Genomic DNA, 20,866 nt, shown 5'->3' with positions numbered 1-20,866 from the left:
AGCTTGATAATTTTAATAATCTTACTCTAGGAAACAACGTTCATGGAATATCGCGTATTTGTGCAAAATCAATCCGAGCAGCATTTTGTAGCATCAGTAGTCGAAATGCCAAATCTAACTGTTGAGGGAAAGACTGAGGAAGAAGCAATATCTAATGTTAAATCTGCCTTACAAGCACAACTAGCAAAGGGTAAGTTTGTAACCATTGAAGTGAATCAGGAAGAACAAGGAAATGAAGCTATTCCTCAAATGAAATATGCGGGAATATTTGCCAACGATCCCACATTTGATGATTTCATGGAAAAATTAGCCTTCATCCGCAAAGAATCTAATGAATTAGCAGATGAGGCATGACAATTTACATTTTAGATACAGATCACCTGAGTCTTTATGGACGGAATCACCCAGCTGTTATTGCAAGGCTTTTATCTGCTCAGATTCAACTGACAACAACTGGTATTAACAAGCTATTTATAAAGTAAATATTAAGTAGGGTGTGTTACGGCTGTGCAAGAATTTTGGAACTTAAGAGAATGAGAATTAGCCGTAACGCACCATCTTTCTCTGTGCGTTACGCTATCGCTAACGCACCCTACAATTTAAGGTTTTCGCAAACATTATTTGAATTGGTATCAGCACTCATTACGCTGTTTTGAAAAAGCGGATAATTTCGCGCACATGATCGAGAAATTGTCCGTCGGTGGAAAGTTGCGCGATCGCATTTCTGGCTTCTCTGGATAATCGTTCGTGTTCGGTTTGGTTAGTAGCGCGTAGTTCTTCTAAGTTGGCGGCGATTCTGGCTAAGTCGCGGCGGGTTTCTTCACTAAACCGTTGTTGAATTGCAGGAATTGAGTAAGAGTTTTCTGAATTCAGCTGTTCTTCCAAGGATCTGACTTTTTCTTCCAATACGGAAAAGCGATCGCGCAGTTCCATAATATCTTCACGGGGATATTGCCATTCTTGGCGAATCATCCGTAATCTTGTGTATAAATATTCGTAGGCGCGGATTGCTGGACGAAGCACAGTTAGTAACAAAGCTGCACCGGAACTGATGTATCCTACAGCACTAATACCTGTGGCGGCGAGGGTATAAAGTCCAATGGTGGAAATGATATGTAACGCGATCGCCACCCACAGCGATCGCTTGGCTAAAAGTTTGACATACCTTAATTGTTTCTCATCTACGGGAATTCCCTTTTCTTTGGATTGTGCGCCTTCTGCTAACACTTCTTTGGCTTGAAAATGCACATTCCAAGGTACGGTCACAATTACCAACAGCCACCAAAAGCTTGCACCAGCAATAGCCCAATCGAGAAAGCTACCAGTAGGGATGTGCAACCATTGCAAGATGCCAAAAGTCCCTAGTACTATAACTAAAATTCCAACAATAGAACTCACAAAAAAATTAATATACATAATTGCCCTGCCTATAGTGAAATTGTTACCTCAATCATGGCTAGGCTTGGGCAGTTTTACGGTAATCCCTATGATAGTTTTTAGAATTGCACAATTAGCTACAAGATGAGGTAGCTATGCCAAATTGGTTGGGTATCTTTGTTTCCCCTTTCGGGTAGCAGCAATCGCCAAGTTTTACCTTCTCGTTGAATTTGCAGATACACTTCAAAAGGTTGTTGCAGTTGCGTCAAGCGTCTCTTAGGTAATTTGATAATTAAGTCGTAGGTTCCCCGCACCCGGAAAGCAGGTAAATTTTCGATGGTGAGGGGTTTTTGTTCGCTAATTGCTAGCTTTTCAATATCAAAGCCTTTTAAGTCTAAATCCAGCTTTTGGGTAAGTTGTTGTTGCGTTTGTTCTAGCTGAAGTGCGATCGCTTTTTGCACTAACTGATTAGTGGGTAGCAGCCCAATCGTACCACAGGCTGTCAATAGCACTAGTAAAGCTGTCAACACTAACCGCAACATAGTTATTTTTTACAGATCACTCTCCAGCGATAGTATAGCGGTTGATGAGCCGAATTCTCTAACTTTAGCGTTCAAAAGACATTAGAGTTTATTTAAAAATAATATTACTGTAGGGTGTGTTGTCGCCAAGCGCCGCACCAACATACTCAATTATATAAAGAAACCTAAGAAATTCTGGCGTTGCTGATTGATAGGATGATTTTTATTGCAAGCATTCGATGCATAGACACGAAATGGCTTACCGCAGGGTAGACGCAAAGAATAAACTTTTTGCGTTGCTCAAAATTCTGATTTCATCCCGCAAAGATACAACGTCCGAATTTTAATTTTCCTGATCGAGCAACAAAATATAAGGCCAAACCAAAGCTTTAATCCCACAGACAAACATCGCCACTAAATTTGCTGCCCAAACTATGGGAAAATTAGTATATTCATATATCTCGGTGAGTTTATTTTTCAGTTGCAGCCATTGAATAATAGCGCCTAAAGTATAAGAAGTAGCGGCAATAAATAGCCAAATAGACATATGCATAATGTTACCTACCTAATAGTAGTAGACATGGCAATATCAGAAATATTACTCAATTAAAGTGTGAAATTCCTATGCTATCAATGGTTTTGACAGTTGAATAGCTAGAATTACATTTGCTATTACCATAAATAGCACCTCAACCCTCTTAGGCATCACCTCCTCTAGAATTAACCAGTGGGGTTTATTGATATTTCGTCAGATAGTACTTGATTATCAAAAGAACTACAACAGCTATTGCGCTCATTCTGAAAGGGAAAGCCGATAAAAATTCTAAATTTTTCCTAAAATTTATTCTTATTGTTTAACTTCTACGTCTGTAGTTATAGTTGGCAATTAACAAAACCGCTTTCAATCAGGAAAATGTAGCTTTTACAACAATTTAATAACTTTCCGCTTTCTAGTACCAAAAATTCTGGATGATGCTGTCCTCTCTGCGCTAACGCACTCTTGTACATGAGAAATTAAATATACTTGTCGCCTATTGTGGTTTACCTCTACGCAGAAATTGATTTTTGGGCGATTACTGATTACAGCAATCATGTATCATCTAGAAAGTATCTTCTGTAACTAATAACTTCTAAACTTAACAGTTGTGTTATTTATTTAACCCTTGAGTTTTTTAGGTATTTTATGCCGCGAACAAAATCATCGAAATCTCACTCAGTGCAAGCTACACCATTAGCACTCTCGGAGTTACATATCTATTTAGATGCGCTAGAAAAGGAACATCAATCGCTACTAAAACAGATTAAGCGCAAGCGCACAGAATTAAAAAATTTTGTCGAAAAAATGCGCTCTTTAGCCACGGAGATATTTCATCGCGCTACTCCCAAGTTAAAGCAAATGACTGACATAGATCAGGAGATTCATGCCCTATTTGCAGAAATATTTACAACCAGGAAATTAGGTAAACAAAGCTTAAAAAATATTAAATTACTTTATCGGAACCTGCAATTAGCAGGAGTGATTAGTCCTAAGATTGAAAGTCAGCAAGAAGATACAGAAATAGATGAACTGTTTGAAAATTTACGACAAGAGTTTGATTTCGAGGAAGAGAGTGAAGAAAATCGCAATCAACATCACCAAAGACAGCAAGAATGGGGAGATAATTCGGCAACGAGAAAAGATGAATCTCGGAAAATTCGCCAAACATTTCTCAGATTAGCGGAAATCTTTCATCCAGATAAAGTGAAAGACAGCGAAACGCAAATGTACCATACAGAAATCATGAAGGAAATTAATAAAGCTTACCAAGAAGGAGATTTAGCGAGACTTTTAGAAATTGAACGTCAGCATGAATTAGGCGAATCTATTGATAATAATAGCGAAGATGATTTAACTAGAAGATGTAAGACTCTCGAACAGCAAAACCAAATTTTAAAAAATCAATATGAGAATTTAAAACGAGAACTGCGTCAGGCGAAACATACCCCAGAAGGAGCAATGGTTGCAGATCATCGCAAAGCAGCCAAAGCAGGTGTGGACTCGGTTAATCAAATGTTAGATGAAATAGAGAGTCAAATGAATATAGTTACAGAAATTCGAGATTTTGTAAAAGATTTTAAGGAACAAAAAATTACAATTCAAGAGTTTCTCAATGGCCCAGGAATATTACATGATTTAAACCAAGAAATTATGGCAGATATTTTAGAGCAGATGCTATCAGAATTACAAGGTGTCGTCAGATTCTAAAATATAGATATTTTCAATATCTACACCGAGATTAAACCTTGTCCGCCGAATTGGTAGTGTAATCACAAACTCTGCACCTGCACCTGGTGTTGATTGACATTCTAAGATTCCTTGGTGTTTATCTACAATTATTTGGTAACTGATGGATAAGCCTAAACCTGTGCCTTTGCCAACTTGTTTAGTGGTAAAGAAAGGGTCAAATAAATAAGGCTTGATGCTGTCATTAATACCAATACCATTATCAGCAATGTAAATCTTGATTTTATCTAATTCATCCAGTTCTGTACGAATACAAATTTGAGGATTGTCAGTCATTTTTCCTTGAATCATGGCATCATCTAAGGCTTCAATGGCATTCATAATCAGGTTCATAAATACCTGGTTAAGTTGTCCGGCATAACATTCAATTAAGGGCAGTTTTCCGTATTGTTTGCTGACAAGAATTTCTGGGCGTTCGGATTTTGCTTGCAGGAGGTTTTGCAAAATCATCAAAGTACTATCAATCCCTTCATGAATATCTACAGCTTTAATTTCCGCTTCATCCAGACGGGAGAAATTTCGCAGTGAGACGACAATATTACGAATTCTTTCTGCGCCAACTTCCATAGAATGGAGAATTTTTTGCAAATCTAGGGTGATAAAATCTAGTTCAACATCAGCAATTTGTTCTTGCAGTTGTGGCGTGGGTTGGGGATATTGTTGACGATAACATTGCAAAACATGAATTAAATCATTAATATATTCTGTGGCAGGGGAAAGATTGCTAAAAATAAAGCTAATGGGGTTATTAATTTCATGAGCAATTCCTGCTACTAGCTGTCCTAAAGCCGACATTTTTTCATTCTGAATCAGTTGCATTTGAGCAGTTTGTAAGTTTTTAAATGCTGTTTCTAATTCTTGTGTTTGAGCATTTAATTGTGCTGTACGCTCGGCAACTTTTGCCTCTAAAGTATGAGAATATGCGGCTAATTGGGTGTTTACTTGTTGGAGTTCGGCTGTGGTTTGCGATAAATCGGTGTAAAGTTGGGCGTTTTCTAGGGAGATAGCAGCTTGACTGGTTAAAAGTTGCACTACTTCTAAGCGATCGCGGGTGAAAACTCCGGCTGTCAGTTGGTTTTCTAAGTACAATACACCCATCAACTCACCTTGATTGAGGATGGGAGTACACAGCACACTGCGCGGTTGCTGGGAGATGATGTAAGCATCGCTAGCAAAGCGTGATTCGCTAGCAATGTCATCAATTACCAAGGGTGTCATGGTGCGCTTGACGTAGTTGATCGCGGCTAGGGGAATATCTTGGCTGGTTTCTAAAGGTATGGCTGAGAGATGAGTTTGAGAGAGAATCTTGTCTCCATCAAAGCTAGCTGTGGCGGCGATCGCTAACTGCTGGTTCTTGGTTAATAACAGCACGCATTTTTTCGCGCCAGTATTCTCCAGCATGACTTGCATTAAAATTGCCAAGAGTTGTTCGAGTTGAATTTCTCCTGCGATCGCTTGGGAGGCTTTGAAAAAAGCTGCACAGTCTAGTTGTGCTGAGAAATTAATGTTAGTGGTAGATATAATGCTTTTTTGGCGAGATTCAGTTGCTAACAGCGATAAATTTTGATTTTTCTTTAATAAGCGTGGGTATTGTGCTTCTAAAAGTTTAACTTGGGAGATGGCTCCCCATTGGATGTAAGCGTCTACTGCCTCGCTGAGATAAAGTTGAGCAATATTGCTTTTACCTTTGGCGAACCAAAACTTCCCGGCTAATTCCTTGGCTAAAGCGACATTTTGCTTAAAGCCATGAATTTGCGCCGAGGCGATCGCGCGATCGTAAAGATCCATCGCCTCTAATTCTCGGTTGGTAATCCGCGCAATTTCTGCTTGAATTAACAAATAGCGATGCTCAAAGTTTTCCGGACAGGAATTTGCCCAAATTTTGATTTGATTTTGATGGTTAATTAAATTTTGCCAGTATTGACGTTGTTTTTCTTGAGATGCTTGGGGATAAAGCGCCGCTAAAATTAAAGCATGAGCAAAAGGATAACTAGCTGAAGTCGTAAAACCAAAAATCGCCGGCAGATATTTTTCTGCTTGGGTGATGTGGTGTAAAGCAATATCAAATTGTGCTTGTAAATAATTTAATTGCGCTTTGAAAAGATGCGCGATCGCCAGCGTCATTGCTGATTGACTAATCTGCTGTAATTCTGGTGCAGATGGCTGTGAAGAATCACCAATTAATTGCGCGATTACCTGTTGTATTTCGATTAAAATCTCAGATATGAATGTATTTTTTGTTTGGTGAGTAAAAGGCAGAAATTTGCTAATATCTGCACGAATATGATTTAAGTTAGCGCCTTGAAAATATTGATTGCATATATTACCCAACAAGTTATAACCCGCGAATTGTAATTCTCCTGCATCTAAGCCAGCTTGGTAGCCAGTATTGTTAATGGCAATTGCTAAATGCGCGGGTTTACTCCAATTATGTAACCAATTACCCAGCAATAAATTTACTTTACATTTTTGACCGCGATCGTGAAATTTGTCAGCTATTTGAGTTGCTAGAATGCCAAATTCATATCCTGTACGATAATCTCCTAAAGTCGAACCTAAAAGAAAACCATAATTAACATAGGCTTTAGCCGATTCCGCCACATTACCATATTTAATTGACAGATTTGTCGCTTTGACTGTCACAAAAATATATAAATCCAGTGAGGAACTAATATAAGTAGGTGGATCTAAACTAATTAATAATTTAATGGCAGAACTATAAATTGGATTTGTATTTACGGGTGCATCCAAAAGCGAAATAACTGAGCAATTGGCTAAACTAGCGGTAATTTCCGCAATTTCGGCATCAATCAAATATTTAATATTAGCATCAGAAAAATCAATATCCAACAGAGATAAAGCTTGTTTACCCACCTCAATTGCTAAGGCATAATCAGCTTGCATTGTATGCTGTACAATTAATAGATTATATAATTCAGCTTTCTGCGGTGCTGATTTTACCTGGATTAATGCTTCTTTAATCAGGGCATGAGATTGAATAAAATTACTATTTAAATACTCAACTTCTGCAAGTTCTTTGTAAATTGTAAAAGTTAATTCATATTGTGTTAACCAGCTATTATCGGATAACAATTGCATAGCAGTTGCTAAATATTGGGATGCTGTGGCGTAAGCTGTGGCAGCCTTAGCTTTACATCCTGCTTGCAAATTCAATCGCACTACTTGCTCTTTTTGGCTTAGTTCGGTAATTAATTGTAATCCTATATTCAAATGATTGACAAGCTCAAAAATATGCTCTTCCTGTGCATCACCAGAAATATTTTTTAATAGTAAATTACCAATTTGCAAATGCGTAACTTGTTTTTGGGATTCATCAATTAAAGAATAAGCAGCTTGTTGGACGCGGTCGTGGAGAAAATCATAAATATAATCATCGCCATTAAAAAAATTACCATAACTATGAAGTTGAGATGTATTATCTTCTTGGTAGAAAAATTTATATGTTTGGCTTCTAGCTACAATTAAACCTTCAGTTAAAGCTGACCATAAATTAGCGGCGGTTTCTACCAAAGGTTTTTCATAGACAATTGCTAAAGTTTCTAAATCAAATGTATTACCAATACAAGCCGCTAACTTTAAGATATCTTGTGTGGCTGCTGGTAATTTCTGCAATTGCTGCACCATAAACTCCACAACATTATCTGTCAGTTTTAAATTGTCTACCTGATGCAAGTCATATCGCCAAATACCAAATTCTGGTGCAAAATTAATATGCCCTTCTGCATGAAGGCTTTTTAACATTTGCAAGCTAAAAAAAGGATTCCCTTGTGTTTTTTGATAAATTAGTTTAGCCAGAGGTAATGCTTCTTTTAAGGTACAGCTTAAACTATCAGCAAATAAATGATTGATATCTGTAGCAGTGAGTGGTTCTAAGGTAATTGTGGTGATTTTATTTTGAAATTGAGTATTACGTAATTCATCTAATGTCAGCATTAAGGGATGGTTCTCTGTAACTTCATTATCCCGATAGGCACCAATAATTAATAAACTTCTAATTTTAATTTCACTCATTAACATTTTTAATAATTGCAATGATGCTGTATCTGCCCATTGCAAATCATCTAAAAATATCACTAAAGGATGTTCAGGAGTGGCAAATACCTGAATAAATTTGCGAAATAAGCGATTAAATCTTTGTTGTGCAGCACTACCAGCAAGTTCTGTGACAGGTTGTGGGGTACCAATTATTCTTTTCAATTCAGGAATCACATCAATAATAACTTCAGCATTATCTCCCAATGCAGCTAAAATTTTCGTTTTCCAATCAGCAATTTGGCTATCGCTTTGGGTGAGAATTTGTGACATCAAATCCTCTAAAGCTTGCACAAAAGCAAAGAAGGGAATGTTACGTTGAAACTGGTCAAACTTACCTGCAATAAAATAGCCTTTTTGCCGCACAATCGGCTTATGAACTTCATTGACTACAGCAGTTTTCCCAATACCCGAAAAACCTGCTATTAAAACTAGTTCGCTTTGAGATAATAAATTATAATTTGCTGTCTGTTCTCTATTACCTGCAACCCGGTCAAATACCTGTAGTAAAGCCTCAACATCGCTTTGTCGTCCATAGAGTTTTTCTGGAATTAAAAAGCGATCGCTAATATCTCTTTGTCCTAGTGCGAAAGCTGCGATCGCACTGTTTTTTTGCCATTGACTAAAACAATGTTCTAAGTCATATCTTAAACCAGCCGCACTCTGATAGCGGTCTTCGGCATTCTTCGCCATCAGTTTCATGACAATATCAGACAGTACCTGGGGAATTTCTTTGCTGTTACCCAATGCCATAGGCATTTTAGCAATATGACAGTAAACCAACTCCAGAGGATCGGCTGATTCAAAGGGTAACTTTCCCGTCAATAACTCATAAAAAGTTACACCCAAAGAATAAAAATCTGTGCGATAATCAATACCCCGATTCATTCTGCCAGTTTGTTCTGGAGAAATATAAGCCAAAGTTCCTTCTAAAACATTAGGATTTTGTATTTGTTGACTTTCTCTTGGTAATAAAGAAGCAATAGAAAAATCAATAATTTTAATTTGCTTAGTTTCAGGATGAATCAAGATATTAGCAGGCTTAATATCTTTGTAAATGATGCGTTGTCTGTGCAGTTCACCCAGAGTTATAGTAATTGCGATCGCAATCGGAAAAAATTCTCCTAGAGGTAACTTACCCCCAACAAGATGTTGCTTCAGGTAATGGGATAAAGATACACCACCATAATCTTCCATTACCAGTACATAGCCATTACCATATTGTTCCAGACTGTATGGTTTAACAACACCGCAGATATTGAGATTTTTCGTAATATTGTACTGGTTACGAAATTGAATAACTTCGTTCAGACTCGGATAGTCATTCCGCATCAATTTTAAAATTACAGGATGTGAATCTAGCTTTCTAATTCCCCGGTAGACAACTGTTCTATCTCCCGCATAGATTTGTTGCTCAATTTGGTATCCTAGAATTTTAAATAATGCACCCACCATATCACTAAAACTCACTATGTTAATAAAATTTGATTTATTAACTAGTGTTCCCATGAATGGGAAGGTATATAACAAACGGGTAATGGGTAATGGGTAATGGGTAATGGGTAATGGGTAATAATAATTTCCCCTTTCCCCCTTCCCCCTTCCCCTTTTTCCCTTTCCCCCTTCCCATTACACAGCCGCGATCGCACAAACCTGTAAACCGACAGGCGTTTGGATAATAACGGATTCTACGCCGAAGACTTGGGCGATCGCATCTGGGGTGAGGACGGCTGCTGGTGTACCGACATCCCAAAGTTGACCTTGTTTTAATAAAGCAATGCGGGAACTATAACGCGCCGCTAAATTTAATTCGTGTAATACTGTGACAATAGTTAATTCTTGTTGCAGATTTAAATCTTTGAGTAATTCTAATAGTTGTAACTGATAATTGATATCTAAATAAGTTGTCGGTTCATCTAATAATAAAACCTGTGGTTCTTGTGCCAAAGCTAAAGCCAAAAAAGCCCGTTGTCTTTCGCCTCCAGAAAGCTGTTCAACCAGGCGATCGCTAAATTTTTCTAGTTGGGTTTTAGCAATTGCAGCTTCTACTTTCTGCTTATCTTTAGCTGTTAATTCCCATTGCCACCAAGGTTGATAGGGTGTACGTCCTAAGCCTACTAATTGTCGCACAGTTAAGCCTATAGGTACAGTTTGTTGTTGCGGTAATAACGCCAACTTTTGAGCTACTAAATGTGGTGGTTGGGAGTGAATTTCTTTGCCATCTAACAACACAGTTCCTTGCTGCGGCGAAAGAATGCGACTAAGTAATTTTAATAAGGTAGATTTCCCAGAACCATTAGCACCAACTAAACTCAACCATTCTCCTGTTTGTAATGTTAGGTTAATGTTTTGAATAATGGGATCTGAGGTGTAACCGCCAGTGAGGTTTTGTAAATCAAGTGGCATAGTATTATTTGGTAATGGGTAATGGGTAATGGGTAATTGGTAATTGGCATTTGTTATTTCTCCCTTACTCATTGTTCAGCCCCCAATCCCCATTTCTGATTTATTCACTTTGAAATCTTGCCAGCAATTGCTCACGAGATAATCTCCAAAGTAGACTTAAATAATCCTCTCTTGGTAACTGCGCTAACTTAGGAATTATTTGTTCTAATGCAGCATCAATATCACCAAATCGGAGTTTTAAAACCTCAATAATGGTCGCTTGTCTTTCTGCTTGCATTCCTCTTTGTTCCCAACTAGTGACAATTTCCATAACTTCCTCCTTTTCATCTAAGTTCATTGTATCGATTGCTGCTTTAAAAATAGTTTCTTCTGCGGCACTTAACTGTAAATAGGTATCAACAAAACCCAAAATTAACTGCATTCGAGCGGGATCTAATTTTAATGTCGCTAATAACCGTAAACATTCTGCTTTTACTTGTGGTCTTTCGTTTACCGGAATATTCATTTTTGCCATTAGGGCCGCAGCTACTGGGTTATGCTGCTGTAAAAAGTCTCGCCAACTTAGGCGATTTAATTGAATTGCAGTAAATTGAAACTCCAAGACTTTTAAATCGGGAAACGTCACAGTGTGAATTTGAGTTTCTGGGCGCTTGGGTTCATCAAAGGAAAAAATGACTACTGGATAAATAGCTAGATCATATTTTTCATATAACCTAGCAAAATATTTAAACATCCGCTTGGCAAATACTGACTCAGTGTAAGACTGATTCTCAACATGAATTAAAAAGCAAGTATCCTGATTCCGATAATATACTTGCGCTAAAATATCAATTTCTTTCCTTTCTCCAGAAGTGACATCGGTGAATACTTCCTGTGGCAGAAACTGGATAGAACTTCTATCAATTTGACTCACGATTTGTGGTAAGAATAAATCAAGAAACTCTACAAAAAATGTAGATAACAATTCTTTAAAAAGTCTGTCGTGGTCAATCATACACTCACATTGGTCACTGTTGTGCTAGCTTAATTATCTAGCAGTCAAGTGTGAGAAATACTGGTTGATAAATTTGTTGCCTACTAATTCAATCCCGCCGAACGGCGATAAAGTAACCAGATAAATAATGGTGAACCTAGCAAAGCGGTGACTGAACCTACTGGTAATTCTATGGCTCCCAGCCGGGAGAGTAAATCGGCAAAGATGAGTAACCATGCACCAGCTAAGGCGGAAAGTGGTAATACGAAGCGATGATCTGTACCAACAATGAGGCGGACACCGTGGGGAACCACAAGACCAACAAAGCCGATTAAACCGCCAATACTGACTGCACTAGCAGCGAGTAAAGTTGCAACACCACCAATCAATAAACGCGATCGCGTTAATGATACGCCTAAACCTAAAGCTAAATCATCTCCCAAAGCTAAAACGTTGAGCGATCGCGCCAGCAAACATCCGCCCAGTAATGCCACAATAATGTAAGGCCCAGCCGTAGCAATTTCTTTCCAGCCTCGTCCGTTCAAACTCCCAACTAACCAATTCAGCGCAATTTGAATTTGACCATCTTCTGCTACTAAAAGTAACGTACTTTGCACGGCACCAAATAAAGAACTTACCGCCACACCGCCTAAAATCAAGCGTTCTACAGCAATTCCTGACCCTGCGCGACCGAGGAAAATTACTATAGCCGATGTCATAATTGCTCCCAGCCAAGCTGCTAGAGGAATCGCTGCGGGGAAAATTTGCAACACTACCATCACAATGACAACTAACCCTGCACCTGCAGAAATCCCCAAAATAAAAGGATCAGCTAGGCTATTACGCAACATTCCTTGCAACAATGCGCCAGACATTCCCAAAGCCGCACCCACAATTAAAGCTGCAACAATCCGCGGAAGTCGTAAATCCCAGACGATTGTTTGCTTGATGCGATCGCCTTGGTGCAGAATAGCTTGCCACAATTCGTCTAAACTCAAAGGTACTGCACCTTGAGACAAGGAAAGCGCTAGCGTCACTATCAGCGCTGTAACTAAGAGTAAAATCGCCCAAAATAGGCGGTGTTTGGCTTTGATCATTTGCTGTTTGCGGTTGAGGGTTGATTATCAATTATTTCTCCCTCATCCCTCTATTTTCTCTTCCCCATGAGCAATTCAGCATCGTCAAATCACATCCAACTGATCATTCTCATTTCTGGACTCAACCCAACATTTTTTCCCCTATCTCGCGCTTGTAGAAATGTGATTAATTGCATCTCTACCTTGCCATGACAGCAAAGCACAACATCTCTATCTGTAGGCTGATCGCAAAAGACCTAATCTACAGAAAAAATTAGTATATATTGCATTATGAAGGAAAATCGACGCGTTACACCTTCTAAATGAGCAATGCAACGAATTGATAGCCTACTCAATCAATGAGGTGAACGTGGTCAATTCCTGTGGATAATGTATTTTCCCAAATAGGAGTAGGCTTTATTTGTATGGCTAATCAGGATGGAGGTGTAAAAAATAAGTTGTCGTCAGCCAGCAGTGCAGATGTTAACTTTCTGCTGGGCGGAGGTGAAATGGGGGCGCGGATGCGAGCAAAGGATTGGTCGCAAACTTCCCTTGGCCCTACAGAACAATGGCCGCAAAGCCTGAAAACAGCCGTCAGAATTATGCTTACTTCTCGCCAAGCCATGTTTGTTTGGTGGGGCGAGGAATTAATTAATCTTTATAATGATGCCTACAAAGCCATTCTGGGTGGTAAACATCCAGAAGTATTGGGACAGCCGGCTGCTTATGTATGGCGAGAGATTTGGGATCAGGTAGGCCCCAGAGCTGAATCAGCTATGCTAAATAATGAGGGGACTTACGACGAAGCGCTACTACTAATTATGGAGCGCAATGGCTACCCAGAAGAAACATATTATACCTTTTCTTATAGCCCAGTTCCCAACGATCAAGGCGGAACAGGCGGCATTATCTGCGCTAACACAGACGATACACAACGCATCATTAGTGAACGTCAGTTAGCACTATTACGGGAATTAGCGGCGCGGACTGTAGATGCACGGACATTCGATGAAGCCTGTTCTCTCAGTGCAAGTTGTTTAGCAACGAACCCTTACGATCTACCCTTGGCGATGATTTATCTGGTAGATCCAGAACAACAGCGCGTGTTTCTCGCGGGAACTTCTGGGATTGGGCGGGATCATCTAGCCGTTCCCGAAACTGCTGCTATTGATGATGCAGTATGGCCGTTTGCGGAAGTTCTGAGAACCCATAAACCATGCTTAATTGATGATTTACCTTTGCATTTTGTCAACCTCCCTACAGGTGCTTGGCCACAACCGCCACATCAAGCAGTAGCTGTACCCATCGCCCCATCAGGACAAACGGGAAAAGCTGGGATATTAATTGTCGGTTTAAATCCGTTTCGGTTATTTGACAATAACTATCAAGGGTTTATCGAACTGGTAGCTGCCCAAATTGCCGCCAGCATTGCTAACGCCCAAGCTTATGAAGAAGAACGCAAACGGGCGGAAGCTTTAGCAGAATTAGATCGCGCCAAAACAGTTTTTTTTAGCAACGTCAGTCACGAATTTCGCACTCCACTCACCCTGATGTTAGGGCCGCTAGAGGAAACCTTAAATAACGCTGCTAGCTTGCTTGCAGCTAAGGAACGCGAACAGTTAGAAATGGTGCAACGCAATGGACTGCGGCTATTGAAATTGGTCAACACTTTGCTAGATTTTTCCCGCATTGAAGCTGGAAGAGTCCAAGCTTCCTACGAACCCATCGACCTGGCGAGTTTTACCGCCGAATTAGCCAGTGTATTTCGTTCCGCGATTGAACGAGCAGATATGCAGTTAGTCGTTAATTGTCCTCCCTTACCAGCACCAGTGTATGTGGATCGGGATATGTGGGAGAAAATTGTCCTCAATCTGATTTCCAATGCCTTTAAGTTTACATTTACCGGAGAAATCACCGTTAGCTTACACTGGCTAAACGACTCTGTAGAGTTGCAAGTTAAAGACACCGGGATTGGTATCCCCAGCGAAGAAATTTCCCATTTATTTGAACGCTTTCACCGCGTTAAAGGCGCGCAAGGGCGCACCTTTGAAGGCTCAGGAATTGGCTTATCACTAGTGAGAGAATTGGTGCAAATGCATGGGGGAAATGTCCAAGTTACTAGTGTTTTCGGACAAGGTAGCTGCTTTACGGTGTCCATTCCTACAGAGTCAGCTCATTTACCACCAGACCGCATCAGCGCTCCTCGCACCCTAGCTTCCACCGCCTTAAATGCCACTTCTTACCTAGAAGAAGCCCTACGTTGGCTACCCATAGTCGAAGATGAGGGAGTAGTTTCCCCCTCTGCCCCCTCTGCTTCCTCTGCTCCCTCTGCCCGGATTCTCTTGGCTGATGATAATGCTGATATGCGCGATTATGTGAAGCGGTTGTTGAATCAGCAGTATGAAGTGGAAGCAGTAGCGGATGGTTTAGCGGCTTTGTCTGCGGCTCAAAGACGCGTACCAGATTTAATCCTGACGGATGTGATGATGCCAGGTCTAGATGGCTTTGGACTATTACAAGCGCTACGCAATGAGCCACAGACAAAAAATGTACCAATTATTCTACTGTCAGCACGGGCGGGGGAAGAAGCACGGGTGGAGGGTTTAGAAGCGGGTGCTGATGATTACCTGATTAAGCCTTTCTCTGCCCGTGAATTATTGGCGCGGGTGGAAGCTGCTTTAAAACTAGCCCGGCTGCGGGACGAAGCCATGCAACGGGAGCAAGGGCTAAGGCTGGAAGCAGAGGTGGCAACAGCTCACCTAGAAACTGTGCTAGCAGGTATCAAAGACCAGTTTTACGTCCTAGATCGGGAGTGGCGCTACAGCTTTGTGAACGATCAAGTAACCGTATTTGTGGGCAAGTCCAAAGAAGAACTGCTCGGTAAAGTGATTTGGGAACTATATCCCGATGTAATTGACAGTGAATTTTATACCCAAGTTCATCACGCCTTTGCCCAACAGCAGGTAGTAAGATTTGAGTATTATTACCCTGCTTGGCGGCGCTGGTTGGAAAATCGGATTTATCCCTTTGCTGATGGTGTCAGTGTTTTTGTCACAGACATTAGCGAGCAAAAACAAGCAGAAGCAGCACTGCGAGAGAGTGAGCAGCGATTCCGAAATATGGCTGACAACGCCCCAGTGATGGTTTGGGTAACTGACCCCACAGGCTGTTGTACTTACCTGAGCCAAAGCTGGTACAATTTCACCGGACAAACTGAGGAAACAGGTCTAGGTTTAGGGTGGTTAGATGCTGTGCATCCAGAAGATTTCGAGTCAGCCAAAAATGCTTTCTTAGCGGCTAATCAACGCCATGAGGCATTTCGGATAGAGTACCGCTTGCGGCGCAAGGATGGTGAATATCGCTGGGTAATTGATGCAGCGACTCCTTGGTTAAGCTGGGATGGTGAGTTTCTTGGTTACATTGGCTCAGTCATTGATATTACCGAACGCAAAGCAGCAGAAACCGAACGCGATCGCCTTTTGAAACTAGAACAAGCCGCAAGATCTGAAGCCGAAAAAGCCAACCGCATTAAAGATGAGTTTCTGGCGGTGTTATCCCATGAATTGCGATCGCCTCTAAATCCCATTCTCGGTTGGTCAAGGCTTTTACAGACCAATAACTTTGACCCAGCCAGTCAGCAGAAAGCCTTGGCGACAATTGAACGTAATGCTCAATTACAAGTGCAACTAATTGACGATTTACTAGATGTCTCCCGTATCCTACGCGGTAAGCTTAATCTCAACATGGCGGCTGTTGACTTAGTATCTGTGATTGAGGCAGCAATGGAAACAGTACGCCTAGCAGCCGTAGCCAAAAATATTCAAATTAATACTATGTTAGATGCCTCTTTAGGCTTAGTTTTGGGTGATTCTAGCCGTTTACAGCAAATAGTTTGGAATTTATTATCTAATGCCGTTAAATTTACTCCAGAGCGAGGAAAAATAAATATCAGCCTAGATTATATTGACGCTCAAGCGCAAATTACCGTGAGCGATACAGGCAAAGGTATTAGTTCTAGTTTCCTACCTTATGTGTTTGAATATTTCTGCCAAGCCGACAGTACCACAACTCGCAAGTTTGGCGGCTTGGGTTTAGGATTAGCGATCGTGCGCCATCTAGTAGAACTACATGGCGGAACCGTCAGCGCTGAAAGTCCAGGTGAAGGACAAGGTGCGACATTCACGGTGAGGCTACCACTTTTGCAGGATGAAGGTGGAAGGCTGAAGGGTGAAAGTGAAACAGCTAACCTGGCTGCTGATACAGCAGTGTTGGCGGGAATTAACATTTTAGTTGTGGACGATGATCCCGATACCCGTGAATTCTATAGCTTTGTACTAGAACAGAGTGGTGCAAATGTGACTGCAGTAGCATCAGCAGCAGCAGCAATGCAAGCATTAGTACAATCACAGCCAGATATATTACTTAGCGACATTGGAATGCCAGAAATGGATGGTTATATGTTAATGCGTCAGATTAAAGCATTGCCAACAGAAAAAGCAAAACCTATTCCTGCGATCGCTTTAACAGCCTATGCAGGAGAACTCAATCAACAACAAGCACTCTTAGCAGGCTTTCAAAAGCATCTATCTAAACCCGTTGAGCCGGATGAGCTGATTAGTGTAATTACAAGTTTACTGGGTAGGTATTAGGGATTGGGTAATGGGTAATGGGTAATGGGTAATGGGTAATGGGTAATGGGAATTGAGATAAATAACTTTTGACCCTTGACATTTGACACTTGACCCTTAACCAATGACAAATAACAAATGACAATTAAAATTATTAGCCTCAAAAATATCAAAGCACAACAAAATAGTATCTTACAGAATATTTTTAATTTAGCTGCAACTGATACACCAAACTCTGCTGAAATTAACAAACTCACTCAAATTTTTGCGAGAACAGTTACCAGAATTGAAGAAATCTGTACTGTTCAACAAGCAACACCAGCTAATCTGGCTAGTTCATCACGTCAGATTTACTCCTGGCTCAAGTTTTTAGCGGATGAATATAATTTACAATTGCACATTAATAGTACTTATCGTCTGCGACAAATAGCTCAAGAAATCTTGCCAAAAGATAAACAAGAATCTATAGAGTTAAAAGTAGAATTAACTAATTTAGCAGGATTATATAAAGGTAAAAAATCTCATAATTTTACTCATATTACAATTAGCGAAGGATTTATCAATGCATCAGATGCAGTTTTAGAAGCGGTAGTAAAATCTATAATTGTGGGCAAAAATCAAGAGACTACAAAACTGATTCGGTCTTTTGCTAGCTCAGAAGAATATAGTAGCGTTCTGCTCACACTAGATTTAATCGCCGAAGTCATCGCAGAAAATCCTCAAGGGAGTTTTTATAACTTAAATAATTTGTTTGACAAAATCAATCAAGAATATTTCGCTGCTAATCTTGCAAAACCACGTCTAGCATGGAGCAAAATTAATACTTACCGTAAATTCGGACATTATGAGCCAGCTAGAGATAGAGTCGTGATGAGTTTAACTCTGGATGATGGCAATATACCGGAATTTGTAATTGAATTTGTGTTATTTCACGAGTTACTACACAAACACCACGGTACAAAATGGGTGAATGGCAGAAGGATGGTTCATACTTCAGAGTTTCGTGCTGATGAAAGCAAGTTTAAGTTGTATGCAGAAGCTCAACATTGGTTGCAAAAGTTAGCATCTGGTCAAATTTAGTCGGGTAGCAATACTACTCACTTAAGCGTTTTGAAATCAAAATTGGTTTTGGGAAAAAGGTTAAAGGTTAAGGGTGAAAGGTTTTTTCTTTCCCTTTTCTCATTCACATTTTTTTCCTTAACCGACAAGTATTGAGTAGATTAGTTGTGATTTTGCTATCTCAAAAAATATGAGATGAATTCTGGAATCTGAATTGTATAGCGGGTATCTACATTTAGATAGCAACTAACCCCATATAAAACCTCTATGAAAGATGTTACCCCAGAATTAATTCGGGCTATAACTCCTATATTTATGGCTACTGTTGGCGCTGTGATTGGTGTAACTGTTTTAGTTTCATCCAACGGTAACGATAAGTCTGCTGGTTTGGGACTTGCAAGCACAGCAATTGCTGGTGCGGCTGGTCTTGCTCAAAATAGCAAAAATGAAACTGATTTTTCAGTTAAAAAGCAGGGTGATAATTTACAAGTTAAAGCACCTGCAAATCACGATAGTGATTAATGATAATTACATGACATCATAAAATGAGTTGGGAAATATTAAGGTTTAATTTTAGGTTTTACTTTATGATGTCCCAATTATAAATAATTAAATTCCCTACTATTTTTATGATGTGATGTATTACAGCTTTTCGTGCGTTACGGCTACACCTAATGCACGCTACATTCAGAAATAAAATCGGATTCTTAGACAATCCAAAATCTAAAATTGTCTTACTTTAGTCCTGCGATCGCACTACTATATAAATTAAAAAAGCGAGATTCTTCTAAGGGTGCGTTATTGTTCCAGGTAGCAGCCACACAATATTGCTTACCGTTTTTGGCTTTTAACCAAGTTGTGAGATTTAAAACTCCTGGTTCTGAGCCACCTTTAAATGCTACTCTTTCCCAATCTTCGGCTTTAGCAACTCCCGGATTGATGCTCATTAAAGGTAAATCGGTAACTTGTGTCATCAGTTCACAGAGTTCTTTAGCTGTAAAAAACCATTCAACGTCCAGGATGGGTTTATTTGCCTCAAATTCACTGACTTTAGGTATAGGTTGTGACGCTAGTGATTGTAAGATTGCGCGTTTTTGAGCTTCATTGCTACTGCGGTAACGTTTTAATAACTCTTGATTTCTCGCGCTTTTCAGCAAAAATAACTCACGCGTTGTCAACAAAGGACGGTTGTGGGGTGTGAGCGATTCAATAGCCTGTCGTCCCAAAATGTTAATTAAGCTATCGGTAGCCGTATTGTCACTTTGAGAAATCATCAATGCCGCTAAAGTCTGTAAAGTTAGAAGAGAGCGATCGGGCCAGGTTTGCAAAATTCCTGATGGTAAACTCTTCCAAGCTGGTTGTAACTCCACCACATCTCGCCACGATCGCTTACCTGTAGCAATTTGAGATTTTAGGGTTTGTAGCACTGCTAATTTAAACGCGGAACCCACTGCTAGCGGTGTGGTAGCATTTAAGGCTGCTCGTTCTAATTTACCTTCGAGAACCAGAAAGCTGACTTTTCCAGGGAAAGTTTTAAATTCTGCCATTGTTTCCTCTAAACTCTTAGAGGGTGGTTGAAAAAAGAGCATGGCAATTTTACCATTGCCATCTAGCGCAATTTGTGCTGATACATAACCGCGCGCAAATACAACTTTGTAGTTTTTTCCTTCTTCTTCCACTCTTTGATAATTGCCTAATCCCTGTTTCAAGCTGGCAATAACTTGTTGAATTTGAGCTATCGGTACTTGAGCTACAAACTCAGAAGTAAACCATTCAGCTTTGACAGGCTCAGTAGTTAAAAGTCTTTCTAAAGCAGCTTTTGGCATAATCGCCTGTTTAGGTAACTGTGCTTGTACCACTAATGATAAGTTTTGCTGATTCGTTGTCGCTAACGATTCATTTGGTAACAGCAAACTTGTTGTTAAAAATAAAGTTTCTAGCCACATATTTATCAATTTCTAAATATTTATATATAAATATTGAGTTCCTAATTTATCTGTTGTAAAAGTTGCCGTAAGATTTCCTTGTACGTAGCAATATTGACAGGATACTTGCTATCAAATAAGGAAATACCACTGCAATTATTGGTGATTGGAAAATCATTTTTAGCCAATATCTGGTTAAAACGCTACTTTATTAAAACTGCTAACCGTCATGAGTATTAACACAGCCACCTCTTATTGAGATAGGGAGATAACCTTAACTTTACTACATCTATATGTATTTACTCCGTAATTGTACGATTACTATTACCCAGTTCCATAATTAAAACTAAAACTGATGAGAGCTAATATTTTGTAGCATTCTTAATCACCAAAGGTTGGTATTACCCAATTGATCAGCAGAAGCATCTCCTAGCTCAATACTTATCGGTTAATGGGAAAAAGGCCAATAAAATACCTCTAACCATAATTCTTTCACCTTTGCCCAAATCAAATTATCAGTTGCAACCGAGTAGTATTACTTCTCACCTATTCCCTATATTTCTT

14 protein-coding genes are annotated in these 20,866 nt (G+C 39.7%); 6 read left to right on the top strand and 8 right to left on the bottom strand.

The features are described from left to right. Nucleotides 1-42 precede the first annotated feature (42 nt). Together AACU25_RS13585 and AACU25_RS13580 are read left to right on the top strand one after the other, a co-directional pair. Entirely contained in the window at nt 43-354 is a 312-nt protein-coding gene (locus AACU25_RS13585; RefSeq protein ID WP_096576438.1) for a type II toxin-antitoxin system HicB family antitoxin, read from the top strand. Then, nucleotides 351-482: a hypothetical protein gene (locus tag AACU25_RS13580; RefSeq protein WP_321206807.1), complete on the top strand. Its 132-nt coding sequence runs from the start codon at nt 351-353 to the stop codon at nt 480-482. Before AACU25_RS13585 ends, AACU25_RS13580 begins: the two co-directional genes overlap by 4 nt. A 160-nt stretch (nt 483-642) precedes the next feature. On the opposite strand, the gene AACU25_RS13575 is transcribed toward AACU25_RS13580, so the two are convergent. The 3 genes from AACU25_RS13575 to AACU25_RS13565 form a co-directional block, all read right to left on the bottom strand. After that, a complete protein-coding gene (locus AACU25_RS13575) occupies nt 643-1,416 on the bottom strand; it encodes an intermediate filament family protein (protein ID WP_096576436.1) in 774 nt (257 codons plus the stop codon). Nucleotides 1,417-1,514: 98 nt separating this feature from the next. Continuing rightward, on the bottom strand, nt 1,515-1,919 hold the full coding sequence (locus AACU25_RS13570) for a hypothetical protein (RefSeq protein ID WP_096576434.1): 405 nt from the start codon (nt 1,917-1,919) through the stop codon (nt 1,515-1,517). Between the two features lie 322 nt (nt 1,920-2,241). Beyond that, complete coding sequence (locus AACU25_RS13565) at nt 2,242-2,451, bottom strand: hypothetical protein (protein WP_190445901.1); 210 nt, start codon at nt 2,449-2,451, stop codon at nt 2,242-2,244. A gap of 630 nt (nt 2,452-3,081) precedes the next feature. On the opposite strand from AACU25_RS13565, the gene AACU25_RS13560 reads away from it, so the two are divergent. Further along, a complete protein-coding gene (locus AACU25_RS13560) occupies nt 3,082-4,143 on the top strand; it encodes a J domain-containing protein (RefSeq protein ID WP_096576430.1) in 1,062 nt (353 codons plus the stop codon). Here the strand turns inward: AACU25_RS13560 and AACU25_RS13555 are convergent. The 4 genes from AACU25_RS13555 to AACU25_RS13540 all read right to left on the bottom strand — a co-directional run bounded on the left by AACU25_RS13555 (nt 4,120) and on the right by AACU25_RS13540 (nt 12,711). Further along, nucleotides 4,120-9,690 carry an AAA family ATPase gene (locus tag AACU25_RS13555; protein WP_096576428.1) on the bottom strand — a complete coding sequence of 1,857 codons (5,571 nt, stop codon included), beginning with the start codon at nt 9,688-9,690 and terminating at the stop codon, nt 4,120-4,122. The genes AACU25_RS13560 and AACU25_RS13555 overlap by 24 nt on opposite strands. Before the next feature lie 174 nt (nt 9,691-9,864). Next, nucleotides 9,865-10,641: an ATP-binding cassette domain-containing protein gene (locus AACU25_RS13550; protein WP_096583732.1), complete on the bottom strand. Its 777-nt coding sequence runs from the start codon at nt 10,639-10,641 to the stop codon at nt 9,865-9,867. A gap of 100 nt (nt 10,642-10,741) precedes the next feature. After that, nucleotides 10,742-11,635 carry an Rpn family recombination-promoting nuclease/putative transposase gene (locus tag AACU25_RS13545; protein WP_096576426.1) on the bottom strand — a complete coding sequence of 298 codons (894 nt, stop codon included), beginning with the start codon at nt 11,633-11,635 and terminating at the stop codon, nt 10,742-10,744. A gap of 83 nt (nt 11,636-11,718) precedes the next feature. Then, a complete protein-coding gene (locus tag AACU25_RS13540) occupies nt 11,719-12,711 on the bottom strand; it encodes a FecCD family ABC transporter permease (RefSeq protein WP_096576424.1) in 993 nt (330 codons plus the stop codon). A gap of 404 nt (nt 12,712-13,115) precedes the next feature. Here AACU25_RS13540 and AACU25_RS13535 point away from each other — a divergent pair, with 404 nt between their 5' ends. The 3 genes from AACU25_RS13535 to AACU25_RS13525 all read left to right on the top strand — a co-directional run bounded on the left by AACU25_RS13535 (nt 13,116) and on the right by AACU25_RS13525 (nt 18,899). After that, entirely contained in the window at nt 13,116-17,339 is a 4,224-nt protein-coding gene (locus tag AACU25_RS13535; protein ID WP_190445900.1) for an ATP-binding protein, read from the top strand. A 117-nt stretch (nt 17,340-17,456) separates the two neighbouring features. Next, entirely contained in the window at nt 17,457-18,398 is a 942-nt protein-coding gene (locus AACU25_RS13530; protein WP_096576422.1) for a SprT-like family protein, read from the top strand. 246 nt (nt 18,399-18,644) lie between these two features. Then, nucleotides 18,645-18,899, top strand: coding sequence for a hypothetical protein (locus AACU25_RS13525; protein ID WP_096576420.1), 255 nt, complete (start codon nt 18,645-18,647; stop codon nt 18,897-18,899). A 212-nt stretch (nt 18,900-19,111) separates the two neighbouring features. Here AACU25_RS13525 and AACU25_RS13520 read toward each other — a convergent pair whose 3' ends face one another. Continuing rightward, a complete protein-coding gene (locus tag AACU25_RS13520; protein WP_096576418.1) occupies nt 19,112-20,323 on the bottom strand; it encodes a serine hydrolase in 1,212 nt (403 codons plus the stop codon). Between the last annotated feature and the right edge of the window lie 543 nt (nt 20,324-20,866).

The sequence above is a fragment of the Tolypothrix tenuis PCC 7101 genome (genome assembly GCF_963874875.1).
Taxonomy (GTDB): Bacteria; Cyanobacteriota; Cyanobacteriia; order Cyanobacteriales; family Nostocaceae; genus Aulosira; species Aulosira tenue.
Note: the sequence above shows the minus strand (reverse complement) of the source record. Positions and strands in the feature narration are given on the sequence as shown.

Bases quoted from the DNA above. Each gene is read 5' to 3' on its own strand.
- AACU25_RS13550 (WP_096583732.1), bottom strand. From the start codon at position 10,641: ATGCCACTTGATTTACAAAACCTCACTGGCGGTTACACCTCAGATCCC.
- AACU25_RS13570 (WP_096576434.1), bottom strand. From the start codon at position 1,919: ATGTTGCGGTTAGTGTTGACAGCTTTACTAGTGCTATTGACAGCCTGT.
- AACU25_RS13525 (WP_096576420.1), top strand. From the start codon at position 18,645: ATGAAAGATGTTACCCCAGAATTAATTCGGGCTATAACTCCTATATTT.
- AACU25_RS13530 (WP_096576422.1), top strand. From the start codon at position 17,457: ATGACAATTAAAATTATTAGCCTCAAAAATATCAAAGCACAACAAAAT.
- AACU25_RS13545 (WP_096576426.1), bottom strand. From the start codon at position 11,635: ATGATTGACCACGACAGACTTTTTAAAGAATTGTTATCTACATTTTTT.
- AACU25_RS13560 (WP_096576430.1), top strand. From the start codon at position 3,082: ATGCCGCGAACAAAATCATCGAAATCTCACTCAGTGCAAGCTACACCA.
- AACU25_RS13575 (WP_096576436.1), bottom strand. From the start codon at position 1,416: ATGTATATTAATTTTTTTGTGAGTTCTATTGTTGGAATTTTAGTTATA.
- AACU25_RS13580 (WP_321206807.1), top strand. From the start codon at position 351: ATGACAATTTACATTTTAGATACAGATCACCTGAGTCTTTATGGACGG.
- AACU25_RS13555 (WP_096576428.1), bottom strand. From the start codon at position 9,690: ATGGTGGGTGCATTATTTAAAATTCTAGGATACCAAATTGAGCAACAA.
- AACU25_RS13540 (WP_096576424.1), bottom strand. From the start codon at position 12,711: ATGATCAAAGCCAAACACCGCCTATTTTGGGCGATTTTACTCTTAGTT.
- AACU25_RS13535 (WP_190445900.1), top strand. From the start codon at position 13,116: ATGGCTAATCAGGATGGAGGTGTAAAAAATAAGTTGTCGTCAGCCAGC.
- AACU25_RS13520 (WP_096576418.1), bottom strand. From the start codon at position 20,323: ATGTGGCTAGAAACTTTATTTTTAACAACAAGTTTGCTGTTACCAAAT.
- AACU25_RS13585 (WP_096576438.1), top strand. From the start codon at position 43: ATGGAATATCGCGTATTTGTGCAAAATCAATCCGAGCAGCATTTTGTA.
- AACU25_RS13565 (WP_190445901.1), bottom strand. From the start codon at position 2,451: ATGCATATGTCTATTTGGCTATTTATTGCCGCTACTTCTTATACTTTA.